Here is a 25,281-nt window from a genome sequence, read left to right as displayed (position 1 = left end):
TGCATAGGGCGACCATGACTCAGGAACTCATCACCATCAGTCCCATCGACGGGCGCGAGGTTGTGCGCCGCGCCTACGCCGACGATGCGCAGGTCGCGCGAGCGTTGGAACAGGCCCGGCAGGCTCAGCGCGCGTGGCAAGCGTTGAGCATCGCCGAGCGGGGGCGCATTGTGTCGGCGGCGGTCGACAGCTTTGTCGCGGCACGCGAGGAGATCGCACGGGCGATCACCATTCAGATGGGCCGGCCCTTGAGATACACGCCCGGCGAGGTGGGCGGATTCGAATCACGCGCGCGCCACATGATCGCGATCGCCGAGCAAGCGCTGGCGCCGATCCGCGTGCCCGAGCAATCGGGCTTTACCCGCTTTATCAGCCGCGAGCCCCTCGGCGTTGCGCTGACGATAGCCCCGTGGAACTATCCGCTGTTGACCGCCGTGAACAGCATCGTTCCGGCGTTGATGGCGGGTAACACCGTCATCCTTAAACACTCCGACCAGACGCCGCTGTGCGCGGAACTGATCGATCGCGCGTTTCGGGACGCCGGCGCGCCCACGGGCGTGTTCCAGTATCTCCATGCCAACCATGACACCGTGCAGCGGCTGGTTCGCGCACCCGAGATCGGCTATGTGTCGTTCACGGGGTCGGTGCGCGGGGGGCGCAGCATCGAGGAGAGCGCGGCCGGCCGGTTTATCGGCGTGGGGCTCGAATTGGGCGGCAACGACCCCGCCTACGTGCGCGAGGACGCCAAGCTGGATCACGCGGTGGAATCCCTGGTGGACGGTGCGTTCTTCAACTCGGGGCAATCCTGCTGCGGTATTCAGCGGATCTACGTGGCGCGGTCGCGGTACGACGAATTTGTCGAGCGCGCCGTTGTGCTGACGCAAGACTATGTACTGGGCAATCCGCTGCATGCCGACACGACGTTGGGGCCGGTGGTTCGCACGCGCGCGGCGGCAGAAATTCGCGACGTCATTGCAGAAGCGATATCGGCGGGTGCGCAGAACGCGATTGATCCCTCATATTTTCCTAATGCGAGTGAAGGCTCGTGTTATGTCGCGCCTGCCATCCTTACGCGAGTAAACCATCGCATGCGCGTGATGAGCGACGAGTGTTTCGGTCCCGCCGTAGGCATCATGCCGGTCGATGGTGATGACGATGCGGTCGCTCTGATGAATGACAGCCCCTACGGGCTCACGGCCGCCGTCTACACGCAGGATGAAGACGCCGCGTTATCGCTAGGCCGGCAAGTGCAGGCGGGCACGTTCTTCATGAACCGTTGCGACTACCTGGATCCGGCGCTGGCCTGGACCGGCGTGAAGCACTCGGGGCGGGGAGTATCCCTGTCCGTAGTCGGTTACGAGCAGCTGACCCAAGCCAAGTCCTTTCATCTACGCAGCGTCTGAGACAGCGCTTTGACACGACGTTAATCAGGAATCGAACCATGTCAGGAATCGAACCATGACTGTGCCCAGCGTTAACTGGAATTACCCGACCGCGATGAAGGTCGGACCCGGCCGAATCAAGGAGCTGCCCGAGTGGTGCCGGGAACTGGGCATGCGCCGGCCGTTGCTTGTCACGGATCCGGGCTTGGCGCCGTTGCCCATGGTGTCCGACGCCGCGCGCGCCTGCCGCCAGGCGGGGCTGGACTGCGACGTATTTCACGAGATCAAGGGCAATCCAACAGGGCGTAACGTGGAGGACGGCGTTCTTGCCTATCGGCAGGGCGGGCACGACGGCGTCATTGCATTTGGGGGCGGGTCGGCATTGGATGCCGCCAAGGCGATTGCGTTGATGGTGGGACAAGACCGCCCGCTGTGGGATTTCGAAGATATCGGCGATAACTATCTGCGGGTGAACGTGGCGGGCATGGCGCCGGTGGTAGCGGTGCCCACCACGGCCGGCACGGGTTCGGAGGTGGGCCGTGCATCGGTCATCACCGACGAGGCCGCGCAGGTCAAGCGCATCATTTTTCACGCGCGCATGTTGCCGGCAGTCGTGATCCTGGACGCCGAACTCACCGTCGGCCTGCCCGCAAGAATCACCGCCGCCACCGGTATGGACGCGCTGTCGCACAACCTGGAAGCGTATTGTTCGCCGGTCTTTCATCCGATGGCGGCCGGCATCGCGGTTGAAGGCATGCGCATCATCAAGGAATACCTGCCGCAAGCGGTGGCCGATGGCACCGACTTGCAGGCACGCCAACAGATGTTGGTGGCCTCGACGATGGGCGCCACGGCATTCCAACGCGGCCTGGGCGCCATGCACGCGCTGGCGCATCCGTTGGGGGCGCTGTACGACGCCCATCACGGCATGCTCAACGCGATCCTGATGCCTTACGTGCTCAAAGCAAACCAGCATGCCGTGGCGCCAAGGCTGGAGGCGCTGGCGCGCTATCTGGATTTGCCCGGGGATGGCCCGGGCGCGGTGCTGGACTGGGTGCTGAGGCTGCGCGAGGCGGTGGGCATCCCCCACACGCTGGCCGAGATCGGCATCGACGAAGGGCAAGCCGAGCGGGTAGGGCGCATGGCCAGCGAGGATCCCTCAGGGGGAACCAACCCCGTAAATTTCACCGCCGACGCTTATTCGCAACTTTTGCAAGCAGCAATTCGCGGAAACCTGTAAACTTCGGCCCCTCTGCGCGGAAACGCGAGTGGTTGAACAAAAGTTTTGAATATTTTCATCCGAAGCGTTTGACACCGGATTCGAAAGTGTTCATAATCTCAAGTTCTCCGCTGGAGGGGTGCCCGAGTGGTTAAAGGGGGCAGACTGTAAATCTGTTGGCCTTGCGCCTACATTGGTTCGAATCCAATCTCCTCCACCAGAGACCCAACTCTATAAATCCAGGCGATGTCTGCCTGGATTTTTAAAATTAGGCCTAGGGAACTGGGCGGCCTTCGCAAAGAGGGTTGTAAGGTTCCCCGGGCCTTGATTTTGAGGGTTTGGGATAAAGAGATGGTGAATGGGTATGCCGCGGGTGTAGCTCAATGGTAGAGCAGAAGCCTTCCAAGCTTACGACGAGGGTTCGATTCCCTTCACCCGCTCCAAGATTTTTAAATGCCCATGTGGCTCAGTGGTAGAGCACTCCCTTGGTAAGGGAGAGGTCGCGCGTTCGATCCGCGCCATGGGCACCACAAATTTCCAAGTTCTTTTCTTCAGTCTGAAGCGCAATCCAGGTCAGGAGTCAGCCATGGCAAAAGGCAAGTTTGAACGTACCAAGCCGCACGTGAACGTGGGTACGATTGGTCACGTTGACCACGGCAAAACGACGTTGACGGCAGCTATCACGACCGTTCTGTCGAACAAGTTCGGTGGCGAAGCCAAGGGCTACGACCAGATCGATGCGACTCCTGAAGAAAAGGCTCGCGGCATCACGATCAACACCGCCCACGTCGAGTACGAAACCGAAGCGCGTCACTACGCTCACGTTGACTGCCCGGGCCACGCTGACTATGTGAAGAACATGATCACGGGCGCGGCGCAAATGGACGGCGCGATTCTGGTTGTGTCGGCCGCTGACGGCCCGATGCCGCAAACGCGTGAACACATTCTGCTGAGCCGCCAGGTTGGCGTGCCGTACATCATCGTCTTCCTGAACAAGGCCGACATGGTTGACGACGCCGAGCTGCTCGAGCTGGTGGAAATGGAAGTTCGCGAACTTCTGTCCAAGTACGACTTCCCGGGTGATGACACCCCGATCGTCAAGGGTTCGGCCAAGCTGGCGCTGGAAGGCGACAAGGGCGAACTGGGCGAGCAAGCCATCATGGCTTTGGCCGCTGCACTGGATTCGTACATCCCGACGCCCGAGCGCGCCGTGGACGGCACGTTCCTGATGCCGGTTGAAGACGTGTTCTCGATCTCGGGTCGTGGCACGGTGGTGACTGGCCGTATCGAACGCGGCATCGTCAAGGTCGGCGAAGAAATCGAAATCGTGGGCCTGGTGCCGACGGTCAAGACGACTTGCACGGGCGTTGAAATGTTCCGCAAGCTGCTGGACCAAGGTCAAGCTGGCGACAACGTGGGCATCCTGCTGCGCGGCACCAAGCGTGAAGACGTCCAGCGCGGCCAAGTGTTGGCCAAGCCGGGCTCGATCACCCCGCACACGGACTTCACGTCCGAGGTGTACATCCTGTCCAAGGAAGAAGGCGGCCGTCACACTCCGTTCTTCCAAGGCTATCGTCCCCAGTTCTACTTCCGCACGACGGACGTGACGGGCACGATCGAGCTGCCGGCCGACAAGGAAATGGTTCTGCCGGGCGACAACGTGGCCATGACGGTCAAGCTGTTGGCTCCCATCGCCATGGAAGAAGGTCTGCGTTTCGCTATCCGTGAAGGCGGTCGTACCGTCGGCGCCGGCGTCGTCGCCAAGATCCTGAAGTAAGCAATACCCAGATGGGTAGAGTGGACTCTCAAGTCCCTCTATCCATCTTTGCTGTAAAAGTAGTATGATGTTCGGTTCCGTGACCCTGCGCGTAGGCGCTGAGCGGAAAGTCAGTGAATGTAGTGCAAGCCAGTAGTGTTTTAGGGGCATAGCTCAATTGGCAGAGCGTCGGTCTCCAAAACCGAAGGTTGTAGGTTCGATTCCTACTGCCCCTGCCACCGCCAGGATAAACCCGCGGGAGATCATCGCGAGTTACGCATTCACGGCGGCTCGCGTCGCAATATGTCTAATACCAGCGTAGAAACCGTAACTAGCACCGCCGACCGGGTCAAGCTCGGCCTGGCGGTTCTCGTCGTTATTGCTGGCATCGTCGGGTTTTCCGTGCTTAGCGCACAGCCGATGCCTGCACGTATCGGCGTGTTTGTCGGCGGCCTTGTGATTGCAGCCGCAATTGCCTGGTTCAGCGAGCCCGGCCGCCGCACCCTGAGCTTTGCCAGCGAGTCCTACAACGAAGTCAAGCGTGTCGCATGGCCCACCCGCAAGGAAACGACCCAGATGACGGGTATCGTTTTTGCGTTCGTGGCGGTCATGGGCATTTTCATGTGGGTGCTCGACAAGGGCATCGAATGGATTCTTTACGGCCTGTTGTTGGGCTGGAAATAAGGACGGCGAATGAGTAAGCGTTGGTATGTCGTCCATGTGTACTCCGGCATGGAAAAGAGCGTTCACAAGGCCCTGGTAGAGCGCATCGAGCGCGCGGCCTTGCAAACGTCCTTTGGCCGCATCCTTGTGCCCTCCGAGGAAGTCGTCGAGGTCAAGGGTGGTCAAAAATCGATCACCGAACGCCGCATTTTCCCCGGTTATGTCCTGGTAGAAATGGACCTGACCGACGAAACGTGGCATCTGGTCAAGAACACGAACCGCGTCACCGGCTTTTTGGGTGGCTCGGGCAACCGTCCGACCCCGATTTCCGAAAAGGAAGTCGAAAAGATCCTCTCCCAGATGGAAGAGGGTGTCGAGAAGCCCCGCCCCAAGATTCTTTTCGAAGTGGGCGAGATGGTTCGGGTCAAGGAAGGTCCGTTTGCAGACTTCAACGGCAACGTCGAAGAAGTCAATTACGAAAAGAGCAAGGTGCGCGTGTCGGTCACCATTTTTGGTCGCGCCACACCCGTCGAACTCGATTTCAGCCAGGTCGAAAAGACCTGATTTCAACCCCCGGGGAGCCCAGGCTGTTAACGCCGGGGCGATATAACCCGCAAGGAGCAAAGCATGGCGAAAAAGATCGTCGGCTTTATCAAGCTGCAAGTACCGGCTGGTAAAGCTAACCCCTCCCCCCCGATTGGCCCGGCACTGGGTCAACGCGGCCTGAACATCATGGAATTCTGCAAGGCGTTCAACGCCAAGACCCAAGGCATGGAGCCTGGTCTGCCGATTCCGGTGGTGATCACCGCCTTCGCGGACAAGAGCTTCACCTTCATCATGAAGACCCCGCCCGCGACGGTCCTCATCAAGAAGGCTGCCGGTGTGCAAAAGGGTTCGCCCAAGCCGCATACCGACAAGGTCGGCACGCTGACCCGCGCTCAAGCTGAAGAAATCGCCAAGGCCAAGGGCCCCGATCTGACCGCCGCTGATCTGGACGCCGCTGTGCGTACGATCGCTGGCAGCGCCCGCAGCATGGGCATCACGGTTGAGGGGATCTAATCATGGCAAAACTGTCTAAGCGCGCCGCCGCTATTGCACAAAAGATCGACCGCACCAAGCTGTACCCGGTCGCTGAAGCCCTGACCCTGGTCAAGGAAACCGCCGTCGCCAAGTTCAATGAATCCATTGACGTGGCCGTGCAGCTCGGCATCGACCCGAAGAAGTCGGACCAACTGGTTCGCGGTTCGGTCGTGCTGCCCGCCGGTACCGGCAAGTCGGTTCGCGTTGCCGTGTTCGCCCAAGGCGACAAGGCTGAAGCCGCCAAGGCCGCCGGCGCCGACATCGTTGGCCTGGACGACCTGGCTGACCAGATCAAGGCCGGTCAAATGGACTTTGACGTGGTCATCGCTTCGCCCGACACGATGCGTGTCGTGGGTGCCCTGGGCCAGATCCTGGGTCCCCGTGGCCTGATGCCGAACCCGAAGGTCGGCACCGTGACGCCTGACGTCGCCACCGCTGTCAAGAACGCCAAGGCCGGTCAGGTTCAGTACCGTACCGACAAGGCTGGCATCATCCACGCAACGATCGGCCGTGCGTCGTTCGGCGTGGAACAGCTGCAAACCAACCTGGCTGCTCTGGTCGACGCCCTGCAAAAGGCCCGTCCCGCAGCTGCCAAGGGCATTTACCTGCGCAAGCTGGCCGTTTCGTCCACGATGGGCGGCGGTGCTCGCGTTGAAATTGCCTCGCTGTCGGCTTCCAACTAAGCCAACAGCAGTAAACGTACTTTGGGCTGCATCCGGATTCCTCCGGATGTTGCTGTCAAAGACCGCTGGAGCAGGGTAGTGGAACGGTGCTCGCACCCCCGCTGCCCCGCTTAATCCCGAAGCTCATCTAGTTCGGATCCAGCGTAGACGGCGTCCCCAGGAAGATTTCTTTACACGAAGAACTCGACCAGGCGCCGCATTCGGTTGACGCGCAAGGCTCCGGCCCCAGGCGTCTTTTGATGGAGTGTTCAAACCGTGAGTCTCAATCGTCAAGAGAAAGCGGTGGTAATCGAGGAAGTCTCGGCTGAAGTCGCCAAGGCACAATCGATTGTTATCGCTGAGTACCGTGGTCTGGACGTCGCCTCTGTCACCGTACTGCGCAAAACTGCGCGTGAATCGGGCGTGTATCTGCGAGTTCTGAAGAACTCGCTGGCCCGTCGTGCTGTTGCCGGCACGGCTTTCGAGCCGTTGGCTGAGCAACTGACCGGTCCGCTGATCTATGGCATCAGCACTGATCCGGTTTCGGCGGCCAAGGTTATCGCTGGTTTCGCGAAAAGCAACGACAAGCTGGTCATCAAGGCGGGCGCATTGCCCAACAGCCTGCTGACTCAAGATGGTGTGAAGGCCTTGGCCACCATGCCGTCCCGCGAAGAGTTGCTGTCGAAACTGCTTGGCACCATGCAAGCCCCGATCGCGCAATTCGTGCGTACGCTCAACGAAGTTCCGACCAAGTTCGCCCGTGGCCTCGCGGCTGTGCGCGACCAAAAGGCAGCGGCCTAATCGCCCTGCTGTCCGGAATTCGCTGAACGACGAAGCGACACCCAAACCCTGGCATTACCAAAATATTTGGAGTTCTTAAAAATGGCACTTAACAAAGCTGAAATCCTTGACGCCATCGCTGGCATGACCGTGCTCGAGCTGTCCGAGCTGATCAAGGAAATGGAAGAGAAGTTCGGCGTGTCGGCTGCTGCCGCCGCTGTCGCTGTTGCTGCTCCCGCCGCTGGTGGCGCTGCTGCCGCTGCTGAAGAGCAAACCGAGTTCAACGTCGTCCTGCTGGAAGCCGGCGCGAACAAGGTCAGCGTCATCAAGGCCGTGCGCGAGCTGACCGGTCTGGGTCTGAAGGAAGCCAAGGACCTGGTTGACGGCGCTCCGAAGCCCGTCAAGGAAGCTGTGGCCAAGGCTGACGCCGAAGCCGCCAAGAAGAAGCTGGAAGAAGCTGGCGCCAAGGTCGAAGTCAAGTAAGACCTGCGTCAACTGCCCGGGGACAGCACAGTTTGCAGTCCCCGGGCTTTTGCGTTTCCAGGAAACCCCTACTGGGGGTATGCCCTTTCAGGGGGGTTTCCTGGAGTCGTATCACCTAGGGCCGTGGTTGACGGCCCATGCAACCTCGAGTCGGAGTGCTCATGCCTTACTCGTACACCGAAAAAAAGCGCATCCGCAAAAGCTTCGCCAAGCGTGAAGACGTTCAAAACGTTCCTTTCCTTTTGGCGACACAGCTTCAATCCTACCTAACTTTCCTGCAGGCGGATACCGCCCCGTCCGATCGCGTAGCCGACGGTTTGCAGGCGGCGTTCTCGTCGATTTTCCCGATCGTTAGTCACAACGGTATGGCGCGCTTGGAGTTCGTGAGCTACGTGCTCGGCGAACCGGTGTTCGATGTCAAGGAATGTCAGCAACGTGGTCTGACCTATGCCTCGCCCCTGCGAGCCAAGGTCCGCCTGGTGCTGCTTGACCGCGAAGTCAGCAAGCCGACCGTGAAAGAAGTGAAGGAACAGGAAGTCTACATGGGCGAAATTCCGCTCATGACCAGCACGGGTTCCTTCGTCATCAATGGCACCGAGCGTGTCATCGTGTCGCAGCTGCACCGTTCGCCTGGCGTGTTCTTCGAACACGACCGCGGCAAAACGCACAGCTCCGGCAAGCTCCTGTTCTCGGCCCGCGTGATTCCTTACCGCGGCTCGTGGCTGGACTTCGAATTCGACCCGAAGGACGTCCTGTTCTTCCGCGTCGACCGTCGTCGCAAGATGCCTGTCACGATCCTGTGCAAGGCCATCGGCATGACGCCGGAATCCATCCTGGCCAACTTCTTTGACTTCGATAACTTCGAACTCAAGAGCGAAGGCGCCATGATGGAATTCGTGCCCGAGCGTTGGAAGGGCGAAATGGCCCGCTTCGACATCTCGGACCGCGATGGCAAGGTCATCGTCGAAAAAGACAAGCGCATCAATGCCAAGCATTTGCGCGACCTGGCTGCCGGCGGCATCCAGCGCATCTCCGTGCCGGAAGACTTCCTGTACGGCCGTGTGCTGGCCAAGAACATCGTCGACGAAGATACCGGCGAAGTCATCGCCAACGCCAACGACGAAATCACGGAAAGCGTGCTGGGCGCCTTGCGCGCCTCGAACGTCTACGACATCCAGACGCTCTACACGAACGATCTGGACCGTGGTCCGTACATTTCGCAAACCCTGCGCACTGATGAAACCGCCGACCAGATGGCCGCGCGTGTTGCCATCTACCGCATGATGCGTCCTGGCGAGCCCCCCACCGAAGAAGCGGTGGAAGCGCTGTTCCAACGTCTGTTCTACAGCGAAGAGACGTACGATCTGTCGCGCGTGGGCCGCATGAAGGTCAACAGCCGTCTGGGCCGTGGTGAAGACATCACCGGTCCGATGACGCTGACCAACGAAGACATCCTTGAAACCATCAAGGTGCTGGTTGAGCTGCGTAACGGCCGTGGCCAGATCGATGACATCGATCACTTGGGCAACCGTCGCGTGCGTTGCGTTGGCGAACTGGCCGAAAACCAGTTCCGCGCCGGCCTGGTGCGTGTCGAGCGTGCCGTCAAGGAACGTCTGGGCCAGGCCGAGACCGAAAACCTGATGCCGCACGACCTGATCAACTCCAAGCCGATCTCGGCTGCCATCAAGGAGTTCTTCGGTTCGAGCCAGTTGTCGCAGTTCATGGACCAAACCAACCCGTTGTCGGAAATCACGCACAAGCGTCGCGTTTCCGCATTGGGCCCCGGTGGTCTGACCCGCGAGCGCGCCGGCTTTGAAGTCCGCGACGTGCACCCGACCCACTACGGCCGCGTCTGCCCGATCGAAACGCCGGAAGGCCCGAACATCGGTCTGATCAACTCCATGGCGCTGTACGCTCGCTTGAACGAGTACGGCTTCCTGGAAACGCCTTACCGCAAGATTATCGACGGCCGCGTCAGCGAGCAGATCGATTACCTGTCGGCCATCGAAGAAAGCCACTACGTCATTGCACAGGCTAACGCCGCGCTGGACGAGCAAGGCGCCTTCGTCGACGACCTGGTCGCTTGCCGTGAAGCAGGCGAAACGATGCTGACCTCGCCGGCCAACGTGCACTACATGGACGTTGCCCCGTCGCAGATCGTGTCGGTTGCCGCTTCGCTGATTCCGTTCCTTGAGCACGACGACGCAAACCGCGCACTGATGGGCGCCAACATGCAACGTCAGGCCGTGCCTTGCCTGCGTCCGGAAAAGCCGGTCGTGGGTACGGGTATCGAACGCACCGTGGCCGTTGACTCGGGCACGACCGTGCAAGCACTGCGTGGCGGCCTGGTCGACCACGTTGATGCCGAGCGCGTCGTGATTCGCGTGAACGACGAAGAAAACGTCGCCGGCGAAGTCGGTGTCGATATCTACAACCTGATCAAGTACACCCGTTCCAACCAGAACACGAACATCAACCAGCGTCCTATCGTCAAGCGTGGCGACAAGGTCGCCAAGGGCGACGTGCTGGCTGACGGCGCATCGACCGACCTGGGCGAACTCGCCCTGGGTCAGAACATGCTGATCGCGTTCATGCCGTGGAACGGCTACAACTTCGAAGACTCGATCTTGATCTCCGAGAAGGTTGTTGCCGATGACCGCTACACCTCGGTGCACATCGAGGAACTGACGGTTGTTGCCCGCGACACGAAGCTGGGTCCGGAAGAAATCACGCGCGACATCAGCAACCTGGCTGAGACGCAACTGAACCGTCTGGACGATTCGGGCATCACGTACATTGGCGCCGAAGTCAGCGCCGACGACGTGCTGGTCGGCAAGGTCACGCCCAAGGGCGAAACCCAGCTGACGCCGGAAGAAAAGCTGCTGCGCGCCATCTTTGGTGAAAAGGCGTCCGACGTTAAGGACACCTCGCTGCGCGTGCCTTCGGGCATGACCGGCACCGTGATCGACGTGCAAGTGTTCACGCGTGAAGGCATCGTGCGCGACAAGCGCGCCCAGTCCATCATCGACGATGAACTGCGCCGCTATCGTCAAGACCTGAACGACCAGCTGCGCATCGTTGAAAACGACCAGTTCGACCGTATCGAAAAGATGCTGGTCAACAAGACCGTCAACGGCGGCCCGCGCAAGCTGGCCAAGGGCGCCACGATCACCAAGGCTTACCTGGCTGATCTGGACCGCTGGCAGTGGTTTGACATCCGTCTGGCCGATGAGCCGCACGCTGTCGTGCTGGAGCAAGCCAAGGAATCGCTGGAGCAGAAGCGTCACCAGTTCGATCTGGCCTTCGAAGAGAAGCGCAAGAAGCTGACGCAGGGCGACGAGCTGCCCCCGGGCGTGTTGAAGATGATCAAGGTCTACCTGGCCGTGAAACGTCGTCTGCAACCTGGCGACAAGATGGCAGGCCGTCACGGTAACAAGGGCGTGGTCTCGCGTATCACGCCGGTGGAAGACATGCCGCACATGGCTGACGGCACGCCGGCCGACATCGTTCTGAATCCGCTGGGCGTGCCCTCGCGGATGAACGTCGGTCAGGTGCTGGAAGTGCACTTGGGCTGGGCTGCCAAGGGCGTGGGCCACCGCATTGCCGATCTGCTGCGCGACGAGCGCACTGCGCAGGTCAAGAACGTCCGTGCCTACCTGGACAAGGTCTACAACACGACCGGTTCCGGCGCCCGCATCGACGAGCTGACCGACGAAGAAGTCATGGAAATGGCCCAGAACCTCAAGAACGGCGTGCCGTTCGCGACGCCCGTCTTCGACGGCGCGACCGAAGAGGAAATCACCACGATGCTGGAGCTGGCCTATCCGGACGACGTCGCCGAGCGCATGGCACTGACGCCTTCGCGTACGCAGGCATGGCTGTTCGACGGCCGCACGGGCGAGAAATTCGAGCGCCCCGTGACGGTTGGCTACATGCACTACCTGAAGCTGCACCACTTGGTCGACGACAAGATGCACGCGCGTTCGACGGGTCCGTACTCGCTGGTCACGCAGCAGCCGCTGGGTGGTAAGGCGCAGTTCGGTGGTCAGCGTTTCGGGGAAATGGAAGTGTGGGCGCTGGAAGCATACGGCGCCGCGTACACCCTGCAAGAAATGCTGACGGTGAAGTCGGACGACATCACCGGCCGTACGAAGGTATACGAAAACATCGTCAAGGGCGACCACGTCATCGACGCCGGCATGCCGGAATCGTTCAACGTGCTGGTGAAGGAAATCCGCTCGTTGGCCCTGGACATGGATTTGGAGCGTAACTAATGAAAGCGCTACTCGACCTATTTAAGCAAGTCTCGCAAGACGAGCAATTCGATGCCATCAAGATCGGCATCGCCTCGCCCGAGAAGATCCGTTCGTGGTCTTACGGCGAAGTTCGCAAGCCCGAGACCATCAACTACCGCACGTTCAAGCCTGAACGTGACGGCCTGTTCTGCTCCAAGATCTTTGGCCCGATCAAAGACTACGAGTGCTTGTGCGGCAAGTACAAGCGCTTGAAGCATCGTGGCGTGATCTGCGAAAAGTGCGGCGTTGAAGTCACCGTTGCCAAGGTTCGCCGTGAACGCATGGGCCACATCGAGCTGGCCAGCCCCGTCGCGCACATCTGGTTCCTGAAGAGCCTGCCGTCGCGTCTGGGCATGGTGCTCGACATGACCCTGCGCGACATCGAACGCGTTCTGTACTTCGAAGCCTGGTGCGTGATCGAACCTGGCATGACGCCGCTCAAGCGCGGCCAGATCATGTCGGACGACGATTTCCTCGCCAAGACCGAAGAGTACGGCGACGATTTCCGTGCCCTGATGGGCGCGGAAGCCGTGCGCGAACTGCTGCGCACCATCGACATCGACCGCGAAGTGGAAACGCTGCGCGGCGAGTTGAAGGCCACCAGCTCTGAAGCCAAGATCAAGAAGATTTCCAAGCGCCTGAAGGTGCTGGAAGGCTTCCAGAAGTCGGGCATCAAGGCCGAGTGGATGGTCATGGAAGTGCTGCCCGTGCTGCCGCCGGACCTGCGTCCGCTGGTGCCGCTGGACGGCGGCCGCTTCGCGACCTCCGACCTGAACGACCTGTACCGCCGCGTCATCAACCGCAACAACCGCTTGAAGCGCCTGCTGGAGCTCAAGGCGCCGGAAATCATCCTGCGCAACGAAAAGCGGATGCTGCAGGAAGCCGTTGACTCGCTGCTGGACAACGGTCGCCGTGGCAAGGCCATGACGGGCGCCAACAAGCGCCAGCTGAAGTCCCTGGCCGACATGATCAAGGGCAAGAGCGGTCGTTTCCGTCAGAACCTGCTGGGCAAGCGCGTCGACTACTCGGGCCGTTCGGTCATTGTGGTGGGCCCGCAGCTCAAGCTGCATCAGTGCGGTCTGCCCAAGCTGATGGCCCTGGAACTGTTCAAGCCGTTCATCTTCAATCGTCTGGAGATGATGGGCCTGGCCACGACCATCAAGGCTGCCAAGAAGCTGGTGGAAAGCCAGGAACCGGTGGTCTGGGACATCCTGGAAGAAGTCATCCGCGAACACCCGGTCATGCTGAACCGTGCGCCCACGCTGCACCGTTTGGGCATCCAGGCGTTCGAACCGGTCCTGATCGAAGGCAAGGCCATCCAGCTGCACCCGCTGGTTTGCGCGGCGTTCAACGCCGACTTCGACGGTGACCAGATGGCTGTCCACGTGCCGCTGTCGCTGGAAGCCCAGCTGGAAGCGCGCACGCTGATGCTGGCGTCCAACAACGTGCTGTTCCCGGCCAACGGCGAACCGTCGATCGTGCCGTCCCAAGACATCGTGTTGGGTCTGTACTACACGACGCGTGAGCGCATCAACGGCCGCGGCGAAGGCATTTTCTTCACCGACGTCGCTGAAGTGCAACGCGCCTATGACAACGGCGAAGTCGAACTGCAATCCCGCGTGACCGTGCGTCTGAAAGAGCACGAGCGCGACGAGGCAGGCGAATGGCAACCCGTGATCCGCCGTCATGAAACGACGGTCGGCCGCGCGCTGCTGTCCGAAATTCTGCCGAAGGGTCTGCCCTTCACGGTCCTGAACAAGGCCCTGAAGAAGAAGGAAATTTCGCGCCTGATCAACCAGTCGTTCCGCCGTTGCGGCTTGCGCGACACGGTGATCTTCGCCGACAAGCTGATGCAGTCCGGCTTCAAGCTGGCCACGCGCGGTGGTATCTCGATCGCCATGGGCGACATGCTGATCCCGACCGCCAAGGAAGGCATCCTGGCCGAAGCCAGCCGCGAAGTGAAGGAAATCGACAAGCAGTACTCGTCGGGTCTGGTCACGTCCCAGGAACGCTACAACAACGTGGTGGACATCTGGGGCAAGGCCGGCGACAAGGTCGGCAAGGCGATGATGGAACAACTGGCCACCGAGCCGGTTGTGAACCGTCACGGCGAAGAAGTGCGCCAGGAATCGTTCAACTCGATCTACATGATGGCTGACTCGGGCGCCCGCGGTTCGGCCGCCCAGATCCGCCAGCTGGCCGGTATGCGCGGCCTGATGGCCAAGCCGGACGGCTCGATTATCGAAACGCCCATTACCGCGAACTTCCGTGAAGGTCTGAACGTGCTTCAGTACTTCATCTCGACTCACGGCGCGCGTAAGGGTCTGGCTGATACGGCACTGAAGACCGCGAACTCGGGTTACCTGACTCGTCGTCTGGTCGACGTGACGCAAGACTTGGTGATCACCGAGGACGATTGCGGTACGTCGCTCGGCTATAACATGAAGGCCCTGGTGGAAGGTGGTGAAGTCATCGAACCGCTGCGCGACCGCATCCTGGGTCGTGTTGCCGCCGTGGACATCATCAACCCGGACACGCAGGAAACGGCCATCGTCGCCGGTACCCTGCTGGACGAAGACCTGGTCGACACCATCGACCGCATCGGCGTGGACGAAGTCAAGGTCCGCACCCCGCTGACGTGCGAAACGCGTCACGGTCTGTGCGCACACTGCTACGGCCGCGATCTGGGTCGCGGTTCGCCGGTCAACCAAGGCGAGGCAGTTGGCGTTATCGCTGCCCAGTCCATCGGTGAACCGGGCACGCAGCTCACGATGCGTACGTTCCACATCGGTGGCGCGGCGTCGCGTTCGGCTCTGGCCAGCGCGGTCGAAACGAAGTCTAGCGGTCTGGTCGGCTTTGCCAGCACGATGCGCTATGTCACGAACGCCAAGGGCGAACGCGTTGCGATTTCGCGCTCGGGCGAACTGGCGATCTTCGACGACAACGGCCGCGAACGCGAACGCCACAAGATCCCGTACGGCGCGACCGTGCTGGTTGGCGATGGCGAAGCTGTGAAGGCTGGCGCACGTCTGGCGACGTGGGACCCGCTGACCCGTCCGATCGTGTCGGAATACGGCGGCGCCGTCCGCTTCGAGAACATCGAAGAAGGCGTGACCGTTGCCAAGCAGGTGGACGAAGTCACCGGCCTGTCGACGCTCGTCGTCATCACGCCGAAGACCCGTGGCGGCAAGATCGTCATGCGTCCGCAGATCAAGCTGGTCAACGAAGCTGGCGAAGACGTCAAGATCGCCGGCACCGATCACTCGGTGAACATCTCGTTCCCGGTGGGCGCGCTGATTACCGTGCGTGACGGCCAGCAGGTTGCCGTGGGTGAAGTTCTGGCGCGTATTCCGCAAGAATCGCAAAAGACCCGCGACATTACCGGCGGTCTGCCGCGTGTGGCCGAACTGTTCGAAGCTCGTTCGCCCAAGGACGCCGGCATGCTCGCCGACGTTACCGGTACGGTGTCGTTCGGTAAGGACACCAAGGGCAAGCAGCGTCTGGTCATCACCGACCTGGAAGGCGTGAGCCACGAGTTCCTGATTCCGAAGGAAAAGCAGGTTCTGGTGCACGACGGCCAAGTGGTGAACAAGGGCGAAATGATCGTGGACGGCCCGGCCGATCCCCACGACATCCTGCGCCTGCAAGGCATCGAGAAGCTGGCGACGTACATCGTCGACGAAGTGCAGGACGTGTACCGTCTGCAAGGCGTGAAGATCAACGACAAGCACATCGAAGTGATTGTTCGTCAGATGCTGCGTCGTGTGAACATCGTTGACGCTGGTGATACCGAGTTCATCCCGGGCGAGCAAGTCGAGCGCTCCGAACTGCTGAACGCCAACGATCGCATGGCTGCCGAAGACCGTATCCCGGCAACCTACGACAACGTGCTGTTGGGTATCACGAAGGCCTCGCTGTCGACCGACTCGTTCATTTCGGCCGCTTCGTTCCAGGAAACCACGCGTGTCCTGACCGAAGCCGCCATCATGGGCAAGCGCGACGACCTGCGTGGCCTGAAGGAAAACGTCATCGTCGGCCGCCTCATCCCGGCGGGTACCGGCCTGGCTTACCACCACGCACGCCGCGACAAGGAAGAGCTGGAGGCGGCGGAACGCGAAGCCGCTCGCCAGCAGGCCAACCCGTTCGAAGACTCGCCGGTTACGGTGGGCGCGGACGATCAGGCCCCGGCTTCCGACGCCGGCACGGACGATTCCGCAGAATAAGCGGAATCCCGGACAGTTCCCCGCGCGCTGGGTTGGCGCGGGGGCTGCAAGCAAAAAGGCCGCTGATGCGAATCAGCGGCCTTTTTTTATTATCCCGACCAGGTAGCGGTCACTTGGCTGCCTGGCTGCGGGCGCGTTGGAAGACGGGCCCCCAGGACGGATGGCCGGCTTCGTTGGGAGCCAGTTCGAATGAGGGGTCCAGCGCCAGGATCCGGGCGAAGCTGTCTTCGCACAGTTGGGTGTAGCGGCTGACGCAATAGCTGAACGCCTGCAACTTGTAAGCTTCGATGCGGACGGCCTTGGTGGACGAGGCCAACGTGTCCGAGGTGGCAACCGTTCGGATGACTTCCCCGTAGCGGCCCGCGCCGTAGGTGTCCCGGACTTGTTGCAATTGCGCCAGGGCGTCGGCGGTGGGGGGGCTTTCCGGTTTCTGGGACGAGATCCCGGCGCAGCCCGCCAGCATCACTGTCGCGCCGAGCAGACTGCTCAGAAGGCGATTTTTCATAGCTTATAAGGGGGGTAGGAAGAATGAGTGAAACGCCATCGTGCCACAGCCTGATGCGCTCGGACATTTTCGGCAATGTCCTGGTGTTGCGAATTGGATAATATTCACGCTATTCCATCTTCGCACCAGTCCGCGCATGAGCGCAATTCCCATCATGTCCACGTCCACCGGCCTGCTGACGCCGCGTGGCCCTTTCTCCGGCGCCGCGCCTCTGGCTTTGCGTCCTCTTAGCGCTATTGCCGCCAGCATGGCGGGCGGTGTGCCGGAATCGCGTATCAAGCGGCTGGTCTCGGACCTGCTGCCGTCCCTGATCTCCTTGCATGCGCAGGGTGAAATCTGCGGCGATATCACGCTGGATACGGTAGGCATGGACGAAAACGCGCGGGCGCATCTGTTGCCCGAGCTTGTCGTGGCGCGCTCGCGCCGAGCCAGCCGAAGCCCGACCCCCGGGTTTGCGCCGTTTGAACTCTATACGGATTCGATGGAATGGCCGCGTGGCTCGTGGAGCGACATCTACGCGCTGTGCGCCGTGATGCATGCATTGGTAACAGGCCACCGGCCGCCGCCTGCGCCCGAGCGCCGGGCGACTGATGCATACGAGCCCCTGGCGTCCTTGGGCCTGTCGAAATACAACCCGGATTTTCTGGCCGTGATTGATCGCGGCCTGGCCATGTCGCCGGCCGACCGGCCGCAGACGCTGGCCGAATTCGCAGCCCTGCTGGGCGTGGCCGCTTACATAGAACCGGCGGCAAGCGACGACGAGCCCACAGCCGAGGCCGGCCATTCCGCGCCACCAGCCGCCGCGTCGGCGATGCGCAAGCCGGCACGCAACCGTCGTCCGCTGCTTGCCTTGCTTGCCCTTCTGGCTTTGATCGGCCTGGCGGTGTATGGCTGGTTTCATTGGGGGGCAGGCGCGCCGAACGCGCTGATCACAAGTTCGGAAGTTGTCATGCCGAACCCACCTGCCGTGCATCCCGTGCCGCCGCCGGCGGCACCCCCCGCCGCTTCCACCGTGCCACCTGCTGCCGTCCCGCAATCGGCGTCGACACCGCCGCCCGTTGTGTCGGGCGCGGGGGCAGAGTCCGGCACGCAGCCGTCCACCCAGAACAGCGCCGCGACGGCAAACGCTCCGGCAGAACCGTCCGTTTTGCCTGCCGCTGGCACGCCGGCTTCTACGCAAGGCGCCGCCACTTCAAACGCGGCGACGCCTGCTGAAGACACGCCCAAGCCGAAGCCGCTGGCAGTACCGGTCACCGTGCGTCTGGATATACGCCCTTGGGGCGAAGTCTGGGTGAACGGAGTGGCACGCGGGATCAGCCCGCCCGTCAAGGAAATCCGCCTGATTCCGGGCAAGTACCAAGTGGTCCTGCGCAACGCAGACCTGCCACCGTATCGCGCAACGATCGAAATCAAGGCCGGCAAGCCCGCAGTGATTTCGCACGTTTTCCAGTAGGCGCGGGTGGGCGCATCTGCGCCGGGCCGGTCAGGCCGATGGCTCGGTCGGTGCGGCGGCGTTTGAAGCCGCGTCCGGCGCGACGGGCAGGCAGAAGGTAAACACCGACCCGACGCCGATCTTGCTGCTGACCTGCACGGAGCCCCCGTGGCGCTCGGCCACGGTACGCACAAACGCCAAGCCCAGGCCGGCGCCGCCCACGTCATTCCGGTTCTCTACTCCCACGCGCGAAAACGGTTCGAACAGGCGTGCAAGATCCGACTCGGCGATGCCCTGGCCTTGATCTCGAATGGTCACGCACCAGAACCCCGGCGATGCGTCAATCGCGCACTCGATGCACGTGTGGGGGGCGCTGTATTTGATGGCGTTGTCGATCAAATTGCACAGCGCGCGCATTAACAACGTCTGGTCGCCGCGTATGTAGGCTACGGGCAACGGCGTACGCAGTCGCAGCGTAATGCCGCGCTTGTGCGCCGACGCCCAGAATTCGTCCACGGCGTCTTGGAGCAGGCTGCCCACATCAAGCTCGACGGCGCTGATCGTCATGGATTCCGCCCGCGTCAGGTGCACGAAGTCGTCCACCAGATGCAGCGTGCGGTTGGCTAGTGTGGCGATCCGCGCCAGCGTCTCGCCCTGGCCCTCTTGGACACCGCTTTCCTGCTTCATCTCGACCAGCGCCAGGATGGAACTTTGCGGCGCGCGCATATCGTGCGAAATGAATCGCAGTGTCTCTTCGCGCTGGCGCTCGGCCTGGCGAATGCGCGAAATATCGGTCAGGGTGGCCACCGTGCCCGCAAAATCGCCTTCGGCGGTATGGATGGGGGCGCACTTCAGGATAAGGTCACGACCGGCGTAGTCGCGCACTTCCAGATCGGCGGTCCAGCGAGTCGAATCATCCGTCGGCAGTTGGCCGCGCAAGGCGTCCGCCACGCGCTGTCGCGTCGAGGCGTCGGAAATGGTCTTTTCCAGCAAGTGCGTGGCCGGGTGGCCCACGCGCGGCGGCCGCATGCCAAGCCGCTGGAAATACATGACCGCCGCCTGGTTGCGAAATTGCATGCGCCCGTCCTGGTCGAATACCAGCGTGGCATCGGGCATGCCATCCAGCCCGTCGGCCAGGAAGCGCCGCAGGTTGCGCACGCGTTCCAATGCGCGTTGAAGCTCGCCCACGCGGCTTTCCAACGACGCGTTCGGGCCGGTCAGCTGGGCCCGCGCTTCGTTAAGAACGGGCGGGTACTCACGTTGAAGCCGGCGCAGTTCGTAGTCCATGTAGCGCAAGGCGGCTTCCTGGCTGCGCCAGCTCCACAGCGGATAGCAAAGCGCAACGCCGACGAGCGCGGCGGTAGGCGCGAACCATAGGCTCGCGTACGCCAGCAGCAACCACGACGCGATCAGTATGCAGGCGATCAGTGCAATGCTCACCAGCAGGGCGCGCTTGGGCGACAGGCGCCACAGCGCCAGGCAGGCGAGCAACACCGGAAGGACGGAAAACAGTGCGTTCCAGGCGGCTGCCGGCCGCTGGTAGAACAGCCCGTCGCGCCCCGCCTGCATCAGGTTGGCGATGATTTCCACGCCCGACATTCCGCTAAGGTCGTGCGACACCGGCGTCGGATATGCGTCACCCAGGCCCGTCGCCCACGCACCCACCAGCACGTACTTGCCTCGTATTTCTTCGGGCGGGATATCGCCGCGCAACACCGCCAGGTACGAGACGGTGCGCATGTGACCCGCCGGGCCAGCGTAGGGAATCAGGATGTCGCTGCTGGGGGCGGCGCGTTGCAGAAGTCGTTCCACCTGATCTGCCTGCCCGCCGATGTCGAGCATGGACAGGGCCATGTGCATGTAGGGCGCGCCGGCGAACTGGGCAGTCAGCGAGGCTTCGCGCACCACCCCGTCCGGATCCACGCGCGCGTTGATGAAGCCGCTGGCGGCCGCGGCATTGCCCACCACCGCAATGGGTGAGGACATGGCCAAAGGATTGTTCAAACGGTCCAGCACCACCGGCAAGACGGTTCGTCCGTTACGCAACATGCTCTGGGCCAGGATGGCATCGTCGTTGGGATTGACCGTGTCGCTTTCCGCGAAGATCAAGTCCAGACCGACCGCGCGGGCGCCTTGCAGGCGGTCCATCAAGGCGGCGTGGATCGCGCGCCGCCAGGGCCATCGGCCCAGCGTCTCTATGCTGGCATCGTCAATGGCGACGATCAGAATGTCGGGGTCGGCGGGGCGCCCCGTCAGGGTCAGGGCGCGGTCGTAAAGGATCTGGTCGACGCGGCCCAAGCCATTCAATAAGCCCAGCAGCGCCGCCAGGATCCCCAGAATCACCGTCAGCCACAGCCCTGAGCGCGAGGTCCGGTCGAGGGCGTCGGTGGCGTCGGCCATGGATTGGGCCCTAGTACTCGGTCAGCGTGATGAATCCGCCGCTGCCGCTGCTGACGCCCAGGCCGGACGACGTCATCAATTGATTCGCGCCTTCGAACGTTGCAACCGCGTCCTGGCCGCGCAAGCCCAGCTCGTCGACCGCGCGCACGGATACGTAGTACGTACCGGGGCCAGGGGCCCGGAACTGAATGTCGTTTGCGGCGAAACTTTCGGATGACACGGGCAGGGCGCCTTCCGCATCGCGCGAAACACGCACAAGGTAGCTTTGGGCACCCGGCACCGGTGCGAATGCGCTGGTCCATGCACCGCCGCCCCGGCGCGTGGGCTGGCCCAGTTCTGGCGCGGCCAGCAGCTGGCGCACGCCCGACATGCTGCCGTCGTTGCGCACCGCGGCGCCATAGCCGCGTGCCACCGCGACGGGCTTGGTCAGTTCGGCGCCGGGCGCATGCGCTTGCAAGCGCACGCTGCCTTCCAACACTTCGCTTTGCACGCCACCCGCGCCGCTTTGCACGCGAAACCGCGTGCCGCGCACGCCGGTTACGGCGACCGGCGTCCGGATCTCGAAACGGCCCACGCCTTTTCCGGTGGGGGCGACAGTGGATTCAACACCGCCGCGCTGAACGTTGATGACCGAGTCCGTCAGCGCGGTGCCTTCAAACTGGCGCAGCCGGGACAATTCAACGGCCCCGCCGGCAGGTAACGTCAGCTTGGATCCGTCAGCCAGCTCCAACGTGACAAAGCCGTTCGCCGAGGTCACGACCGTGCTGCCTTCGGAGACGCTCGCGCCGGCTTGTAGTGCCTTGCCGTCCATATTCGCTTGGCCGCTAACGTGCACGACGCGCGCCGGCGCGGGCCGCACCGGGATCATCGACAGCGGGATCCGCAGTTCAAGGCCGATCGGCAGTTGCTCGGGCTTGTCGACCTTGTTTACGGTTTGCAGCTGCGTCCAGTTGGCTTGGTTGCGGGTGTATTGCGTAGCCAGCTCGATCAGGGTGTCGCCCTGGCGGATGCGGTAGATGAAGTCGTCGCCCAATGCACCCGCAGGCTGGCTGTGCGCCGCGCCGGACACGGTCAGGCAGCAAAGCAGGGCAAGCGAAGAAAGCGCGCGGCAGCGGCTCATAGATCGTTTTCTCCAGAAAAGCGCGCGTAGCGTCTACGACGGGTTGGTGGCGCTGTCGTCAGCGGCGCTTATCAATTCCAACCGGTAGCCAAGCGCGTACGACGAGCTCAGGCGCACGCCGTGCTCGGGGCGAATCTGGAGCTTTTGACGGATGTTGGACAAATGCGTGTCCAGCGTGCGGGACGTGGCGGGAATTTCGCGGTTCCAGACGCATTCTGCGAGCACGTCGCGCGACATCAGCCGGCCCAGATTGCGAAAGAAAAGCAGCGCCAGCTCGAATTCCTTGGGCGCCAGTGACACGGGGGCGCCGTGCAACGAAATGACGCGCGCCGCAGGCTCGATGCGGTAATGCGCAACCTCGAACGCATCGTTGGCCGGCTCGGCGATCTGACTGCGCCGCAGCAGCGCGGCCACACGAGCCAGCAACTCCAGCGGGCGCAGGGGCTTGACGATGTAGTCGTCGGCGCCCGCGCGCAGCCCTTCGACCAAATCATCTTCCGACGAGCGATTGGTCAAGAAAATAACCGGTACGCGCGGACCGATATTGGCGCGCAACCAGCGCACCACATCGTCACCGTCAATGTCTGGCAGGTGCCAATCCAGCAGCACCAGATCAAAATTTTCGGTGCGCAACGCGGCCAACAGATCCCGGCTCTGGTGATAACTGAGGCACGTGTATCCCGCAGCGGTCAGCACTTGGTGTATGCGCCGGGCTTGGTCAAGATCGTCTTCCAGCGACGCGATTTTCATCGGAATTTCTCGCGGAGTTTTGCCACTTCTGCGCGCTCGTTGGCGGCCTGATGCAAAGGTGAGCGAATTTGTGTAAACGAATGATAACTCGGGCAAGTGAGAGTCTGGCTACGTTGTGGCAAGAACTGTCAAACATTGCAAAGTTAACGAATATTGACTGGAGTTGTTGCGTAACACCACGCCACACTGTCTCAACCGTCCCCTTCGCCGACGTCACAAACGGTCGGCAGGCGGGGCTCGGGTCAGAGGTGGAATTAGCTATGAATCAATTGCGCATACTTATGATGTCGCCGGACGAGGTCGCCCGAAACGCCGCCGTGTCCGCGTTGCTGCAAGCCGGAATTTCCGCGCGCGGGTGCTCGACATCCCTTGAGCTGTTCGGATTACTCAATAGCGGCACCTACGATGCCGTGATCCTCGATGTGGGGGCGATGGGCGAAATCGGCTATGCCCTGGTTGCGCGCCTGCACGGATCTTCGTCGATGGGAATCGTGGTTACCGGACGGGGCATGTCGGTGGACAGCCGCCTGCGCTGCCTGCAAAGCGGCGCCGACGCCTGTCTGCCCGAACCGCAGGATCCGCGCGAACTCTCCTGCATCCTTCTGGCGCTGGCGCGCCGCCTGCCCGCGACACCCGACAACAAGGCGGACGAGGAGCCGGTCACCGGCCAATGGGAGTTGCGAGACCAGGGCTGGACGCTGGCTGCCCCCTCGGGCGCCACGATCTCGCTGTCGGCCAACGAACGCCTCATCGTCCGTTCATTGCTGGAAGTGGCGGGCAGGGCAGTGGGCCGGTCGGAGCTGGGCGACGAGCTTCGGGTGGAAGGCGGTGGCGTGCGATCTAGCGGATCGCGCAGCATCGACGTGATCGTCAGCCGCTTGCGGCGCAAAGCGGAATTGGCGGGCGTGATGTTGCCCATCCGCACGGTGTACGGCAGCGGTTACTTGTTCGCCGACCATTAACGCCCGCCCGGAGCTACACTGCGCCGTAGGCCAAAAATACTCATGGTTTACCCCAGCACGGCAACGTCCGACGAGTGTGGCGAGGCGCGTTTCAAAGGGTTGGATCCGTCCTGCTACATGACCCTATTTAGCGCCAGCAGGCCCTAAGTCCCTGCCTTTTCGCCGCCAACGCGCGTCGTCCGGGGGCTTACAAAATACTTTGACAGTACGCCTTGATCTCAGTTATGCTAAAGGGCTTACTGCTTTATTTCGCGCGCAAAATCTGTACGCAAAAGGCAAACAGTTCAAGAACTTAGTCCAGGATCTAAAACCAGGTGCGTCACGAGCCTTCGGTTTTGGGTCCATCTGTTGCGACTTCGTCCTTGAATGCCGGCCGCTATCAGTTTTGTGCGTTTGTCATGGTTTGTTGGCAAGCCCGCTCTTTTACGTATATGAACGTTTGAGGCGGTTTTGCGCGAACTGCCTTCTCCGAGAGAATTCACTGCTTGAGGAGACGAGTACGTAAGTACTTACCAGTGGTACGTAAAAGGGATTTCAAAGGTCATGCCTACCATTAGCCAACTCGTGCGCAAGCCGCGCGAAGTCAGCATCATCAAAAGCAAGAGCCCCGCGCTCGAAAATTGCCCGCAACGCCGCGGCGTGTGCACTCGCGTGTACACCACCACCCCCAAGAAGCCGAACTCCGCTCTGCGCAAGGTTGCCAAAGTGCGTCTGACCAACGGTTACGAAGTCATTTCGTACATCGGCGGTGAAGGCCACAACCTGCAAGAGCACTCGGTGGTTCTGGTGCGTGGCGGTCGTGTGAAGGACTTGCCCGGTGTGCGTTATCACATCGTGCGCGGTTCCCTCGACCTGCAAGGCGTCAAGGATCGTAAGCAAGCCCGCTCGAAGTACGGCGCCAAGCGCCCGAAGAAGGCTTAATAACGAGTCAGCAGTAACCCCGCGTGGCGGAAGCCCGTCACTAGGGAAGTGCGACCGCGCCCTCCGGCTTTTGGGAAGGAGCGCGGCACGTAAGGGGTCGTCCCAATGGGCGGCCATGGCCGTGTAATGAAACACGGTTCAACTGAACAGACACAAGGAAGCAACAATGCCCCGTCGTCGCGAAGTACCCAAGCGCGAGATTCTGCCCGATCCCAAGTTCGGCAGCGTCGAGCTCGCCAAGTTCATGAACGTCGTCATGCTGGACGGTAAGAAGGCCGTCGCCGAGCGCATCGTCTACGGTGCCCTCGAGCAAGTGCAAACCAAGACCGGCAAAGAGCCGATCGAAGTTTTCAGCCTGGCGATCAACAACATCAAGCCGATCGTCGAAGTGAAGAGCCGCCGCGTTGGCGGTGCCAACTACCAAGTGCCGGTTGAAGTGCGCCCCGTGCGCCGCCTGGCCCTGGCTATGCGTTGGCTCCGTGAAGCCGCTAAGAAGCGTGGCGAGAAGTCGATGGATCTGCGTCTTGCTGGCGAACTGATCGACGCCTCCGAAGGTCGTGGCGCCGCGATGAAGAAGCGCGAAGACACGCACAAGATGGCAGAGGCCAACAAGGCCTTCAGCCATTTCCGCTGGTAATTTAAGGACTA

Annotated in this window: 19 protein-coding genes and 4 tRNA genes; 19 read left to right on the top strand and 4 right to left on the bottom strand. The window is 61.7% G+C overall.

Annotated elements, in window-relative coordinates:
* Positions 1-14 precede the first annotated feature (14 nt).
* From AC6LJY_RS04315 to rpoC, 15 genes are all read left to right on the top strand, one after another.
* Positions 15-1,403, top strand: a complete 1,389-nt coding sequence (locus AC6LJY_RS04315) for an aldehyde dehydrogenase family protein (protein WP_498135367.1) — start codon at positions 15-17, stop codon at positions 1,401-1,403.
* A 55-nt stretch (positions 1,404-1,458) separates the two neighbouring features.
* Positions 1,459-2,622 (top strand): iron-containing alcohol dehydrogenase, encoded by a 1,164-nt coding sequence (locus tag AC6LJY_RS04310; protein ID WP_498135366.1) that lies wholly within the window; start codon positions 1,459-1,461, stop codon positions 2,620-2,622.
* Between the two features lie 112 nt (positions 2,623-2,734).
* Positions 2,735-2,821: transfer RNA gene (locus AC6LJY_RS04305), tRNA-Tyr, on the top strand.
* Positions 2,822-2,970: 149 nt separating this feature from the next.
* A tRNA-Gly gene (locus tag AC6LJY_RS04300) sits at positions 2,971-3,044 on the top strand.
* Between the two features lie 12 nt (positions 3,045-3,056).
* Positions 3,057-3,131: transfer RNA gene (locus AC6LJY_RS04295), tRNA-Thr, on the top strand.
* Positions 3,132-3,187: 56 nt separating this feature from the next.
* The gene (tuf, locus tag AC6LJY_RS04290) at positions 3,188-4,378 is read left to right on the top strand and encodes an elongation factor Tu (RefSeq protein WP_006221899.1); all 1,191 of its coding nucleotides are present in this window, start codon (positions 3,188-3,190) and stop codon (positions 4,376-4,378) included.
* A gap of 142 nt (positions 4,379-4,520) precedes the next feature.
* Positions 4,521-4,596, top strand: a tRNA-Trp gene (locus tag AC6LJY_RS04285).
* A gap of 64 nt (positions 4,597-4,660) precedes the next feature.
* Complete coding sequence (gene secE / locus AC6LJY_RS04280; RefSeq protein ID WP_046806052.1) at positions 4,661-5,041, top strand: preprotein translocase subunit SecE; 381 nt, start codon at positions 4,661-4,663, stop codon at positions 5,039-5,041.
* Between the two features lie 9 nt (positions 5,042-5,050).
* Positions 5,051-5,584: a transcription termination/antitermination protein NusG gene (nusG, locus tag AC6LJY_RS04275; protein WP_006216576.1), complete on the top strand. Its 534-nt coding sequence runs from the start codon at positions 5,051-5,053 to the stop codon at positions 5,582-5,584.
* A 63-nt stretch (positions 5,585-5,647) separates the two neighbouring features.
* Positions 5,648-6,079, top strand: coding sequence for a 50S ribosomal protein L11 (gene rplK / locus AC6LJY_RS04270; RefSeq protein ID WP_046806050.1), 432 nt, complete (start codon positions 5,648-5,650; stop codon positions 6,077-6,079).
* A gap of 2 nt (positions 6,080-6,081) precedes the next feature.
* Complete coding sequence (gene rplA, locus AC6LJY_RS04265) at positions 6,082-6,783, top strand: 50S ribosomal protein L1 (RefSeq protein WP_006392088.1); 702 nt, start codon at positions 6,082-6,084, stop codon at positions 6,781-6,783.
* Between the two features lie 255 nt (positions 6,784-7,038).
* On the top strand, positions 7,039-7,563 hold the full coding sequence (gene rplJ, locus AC6LJY_RS04260; RefSeq protein WP_006216572.1) for a 50S ribosomal protein L10: 525 nt from the start codon (positions 7,039-7,041) through the stop codon (positions 7,561-7,563).
* A gap of 81 nt (positions 7,564-7,644) precedes the next feature.
* Positions 7,645-8,025, top strand: coding sequence for a 50S ribosomal protein L7/L12 (gene rplL, locus AC6LJY_RS04255; RefSeq protein WP_006216571.1), 381 nt, complete (start codon positions 7,645-7,647; stop codon positions 8,023-8,025).
* A 161-nt stretch (positions 8,026-8,186) separates the two neighbouring features.
* Positions 8,187-12,299, top strand: coding sequence for a DNA-directed RNA polymerase subunit beta (rpoB, locus tag AC6LJY_RS04250; protein ID WP_046806049.1), 4,113 nt, complete (start codon positions 8,187-8,189; stop codon positions 12,297-12,299).
* Entirely contained in the window at positions 12,299-16,543 is a 4,245-nt protein-coding gene (gene rpoC, locus AC6LJY_RS04245) for a DNA-directed RNA polymerase subunit beta' (protein ID WP_046806048.1), read from the top strand. Before rpoB ends, rpoC begins: the two co-directional genes overlap by 1 nt.
* Positions 16,544-16,652: 109 nt before the next feature.
* On the opposite strand, the gene AC6LJY_RS04240 is transcribed toward rpoC, so the two are convergent.
* Positions 16,653-17,048, bottom strand: coding sequence for a TssQ family T6SS-associated lipoprotein (locus tag AC6LJY_RS04240; protein WP_046806047.1), 396 nt, complete (start codon positions 17,046-17,048; stop codon positions 16,653-16,655).
* Between the two features lie 154 nt (positions 17,049-17,202).
* Between AC6LJY_RS04240 and AC6LJY_RS04235 the strand changes: the two genes are divergently transcribed.
* The gene (locus AC6LJY_RS04235) at positions 17,203-18,501 is read left to right on the top strand and encodes a serine/threonine-protein kinase (protein ID WP_498135423.1); all 1,299 of its coding nucleotides are present in this window, start codon (positions 17,203-17,205) and stop codon (positions 18,499-18,501) included.
* 30 nt (positions 18,502-18,531) lie between these two features.
* Here AC6LJY_RS04235 and AC6LJY_RS04230 read toward each other — a convergent pair whose 3' ends face one another.
* From AC6LJY_RS04230 to AC6LJY_RS04220, 3 genes are read right to left on the bottom strand one after another with little or no spacing between them, the layout of a single operon-like run.
* Positions 18,532-20,880: a CHASE2 domain-containing protein gene (locus tag AC6LJY_RS04230; protein WP_498135365.1), complete on the bottom strand. Its 2,349-nt coding sequence runs from the start codon at positions 20,878-20,880 to the stop codon at positions 18,532-18,534.
* Between the two features lie 10 nt (positions 20,881-20,890).
* Positions 20,891-22,000, bottom strand: coding sequence for a FecR family protein (locus AC6LJY_RS04225; RefSeq protein WP_314359699.1), 1,110 nt, complete (start codon positions 21,998-22,000; stop codon positions 20,891-20,893).
* Between the two features lie 33 nt (positions 22,001-22,033).
* On the bottom strand, positions 22,034-22,750 hold the full coding sequence (locus AC6LJY_RS04220; protein WP_046806043.1) for a response regulator transcription factor: 717 nt from the start codon (positions 22,748-22,750) through the stop codon (positions 22,034-22,036).
* 260 nt (positions 22,751-23,010) lie between these two features.
* Between AC6LJY_RS04220 and AC6LJY_RS04215 the strand changes: the two genes are divergently transcribed.
* The 3 genes from AC6LJY_RS04215 to rpsG all read left to right on the top strand — a co-directional run bounded on the left by AC6LJY_RS04215 (position 23,011) and on the right by rpsG (position 25,270).
* Positions 23,011-23,712, top strand: coding sequence for a response regulator transcription factor (locus AC6LJY_RS04215; RefSeq protein ID WP_104142447.1), 702 nt, complete (start codon positions 23,011-23,013; stop codon positions 23,710-23,712).
* 543 nt (positions 23,713-24,255) lie between these two features.
* On the top strand, positions 24,256-24,633 hold the full coding sequence (gene rpsL, locus AC6LJY_RS04210; protein WP_005017264.1) for a 30S ribosomal protein S12: 378 nt from the start codon (positions 24,256-24,258) through the stop codon (positions 24,631-24,633).
* 166 nt (positions 24,634-24,799) lie between these two features.
* Positions 24,800-25,270, top strand: a complete 471-nt coding sequence (rpsG, locus tag AC6LJY_RS04205; protein ID WP_006216561.1) for a 30S ribosomal protein S7 — start codon at positions 24,800-24,802, stop codon at positions 25,268-25,270.
* The last annotated feature ends 11 nt before the right edge of the window (positions 25,271-25,281 follow it).

This window comes from Achromobacter sp. RT286_PF, assembly GCF_059760425.1.
The sequence above is the reverse complement of the archived record's forward strand: the minus strand, read 5'-3'. Positions and strand labels throughout refer to the sequence as shown.

Coding starts and splice junctions, on each gene's coding strand:
- AC6LJY_RS04315 (WP_498135367.1), top strand. CDS start 15: ATGACTCAGGAACTCATCACCATCAGTCCCATCGACGGGCGCGAGGTT.
- AC6LJY_RS04310 (WP_498135366.1), top strand. CDS start 1,459: ATGACTGTGCCCAGCGTTAACTGGAATTACCCGACCGCGATGAAGGTC.
- tuf (WP_006221899.1), top strand. CDS start 3,188: ATGGCAAAAGGCAAGTTTGAACGTACCAAGCCGCACGTGAACGTGGGT.
- secE (WP_046806052.1), top strand. CDS start 4,661: ATGTCTAATACCAGCGTAGAAACCGTAACTAGCACCGCCGACCGGGTC.
- nusG (WP_006216576.1), top strand. CDS start 5,051: ATGAGTAAGCGTTGGTATGTCGTCCATGTGTACTCCGGCATGGAAAAG.
- rplK (WP_046806050.1), top strand. CDS start 5,648: ATGGCGAAAAAGATCGTCGGCTTTATCAAGCTGCAAGTACCGGCTGGT.
- rplA (WP_006392088.1), top strand. CDS start 6,082: ATGGCAAAACTGTCTAAGCGCGCCGCCGCTATTGCACAAAAGATCGAC.
- rplL (WP_006216571.1), top strand. CDS start 7,645: ATGGCACTTAACAAAGCTGAAATCCTTGACGCCATCGCTGGCATGACC.
- rpoB (WP_046806049.1), top strand. CDS start 8,187: ATGCCTTACTCGTACACCGAAAAAAAGCGCATCCGCAAAAGCTTCGCC.
- rpoC (WP_046806048.1), top strand. CDS start 12,299: ATGAAAGCGCTACTCGACCTATTTAAGCAAGTCTCGCAAGACGAGCAA.
- AC6LJY_RS04240 (WP_046806047.1), bottom strand. CDS start 17,048: ATGAAAAATCGCCTTCTGAGCAGTCTGCTCGGCGCGACAGTGATGCTG.
- AC6LJY_RS04235 (WP_498135423.1), top strand. CDS start 17,203: ATGTCCACGTCCACCGGCCTGCTGACGCCGCGTGGCCCTTTCTCCGGC.
- AC6LJY_RS04230 (WP_498135365.1), bottom strand. CDS start 20,880: ATGGCCGACGCCACCGACGCCCTCGACCGGACCTCGCGCTCAGGGCTG.
- AC6LJY_RS04225 (WP_314359699.1), bottom strand. CDS start 22,000: ATGAGCCGCTGCCGCGCGCTTTCTTCGCTTGCCCTGCTTTGCTGCCTG.
- AC6LJY_RS04220 (WP_046806043.1), bottom strand. CDS start 22,750: ATGAAAATCGCGTCGCTGGAAGACGATCTTGACCAAGCCCGGCGCATA.
- AC6LJY_RS04215 (WP_104142447.1), top strand. CDS start 23,011: ATGAATCAATTGCGCATACTTATGATGTCGCCGGACGAGGTCGCCCGA.
- rpsL (WP_005017264.1), top strand. CDS start 24,256: ATGCCTACCATTAGCCAACTCGTGCGCAAGCCGCGCGAAGTCAGCATC.
- rpsG (WP_006216561.1), top strand. CDS start 24,800: ATGCCCCGTCGTCGCGAAGTACCCAAGCGCGAGATTCTGCCCGATCCC.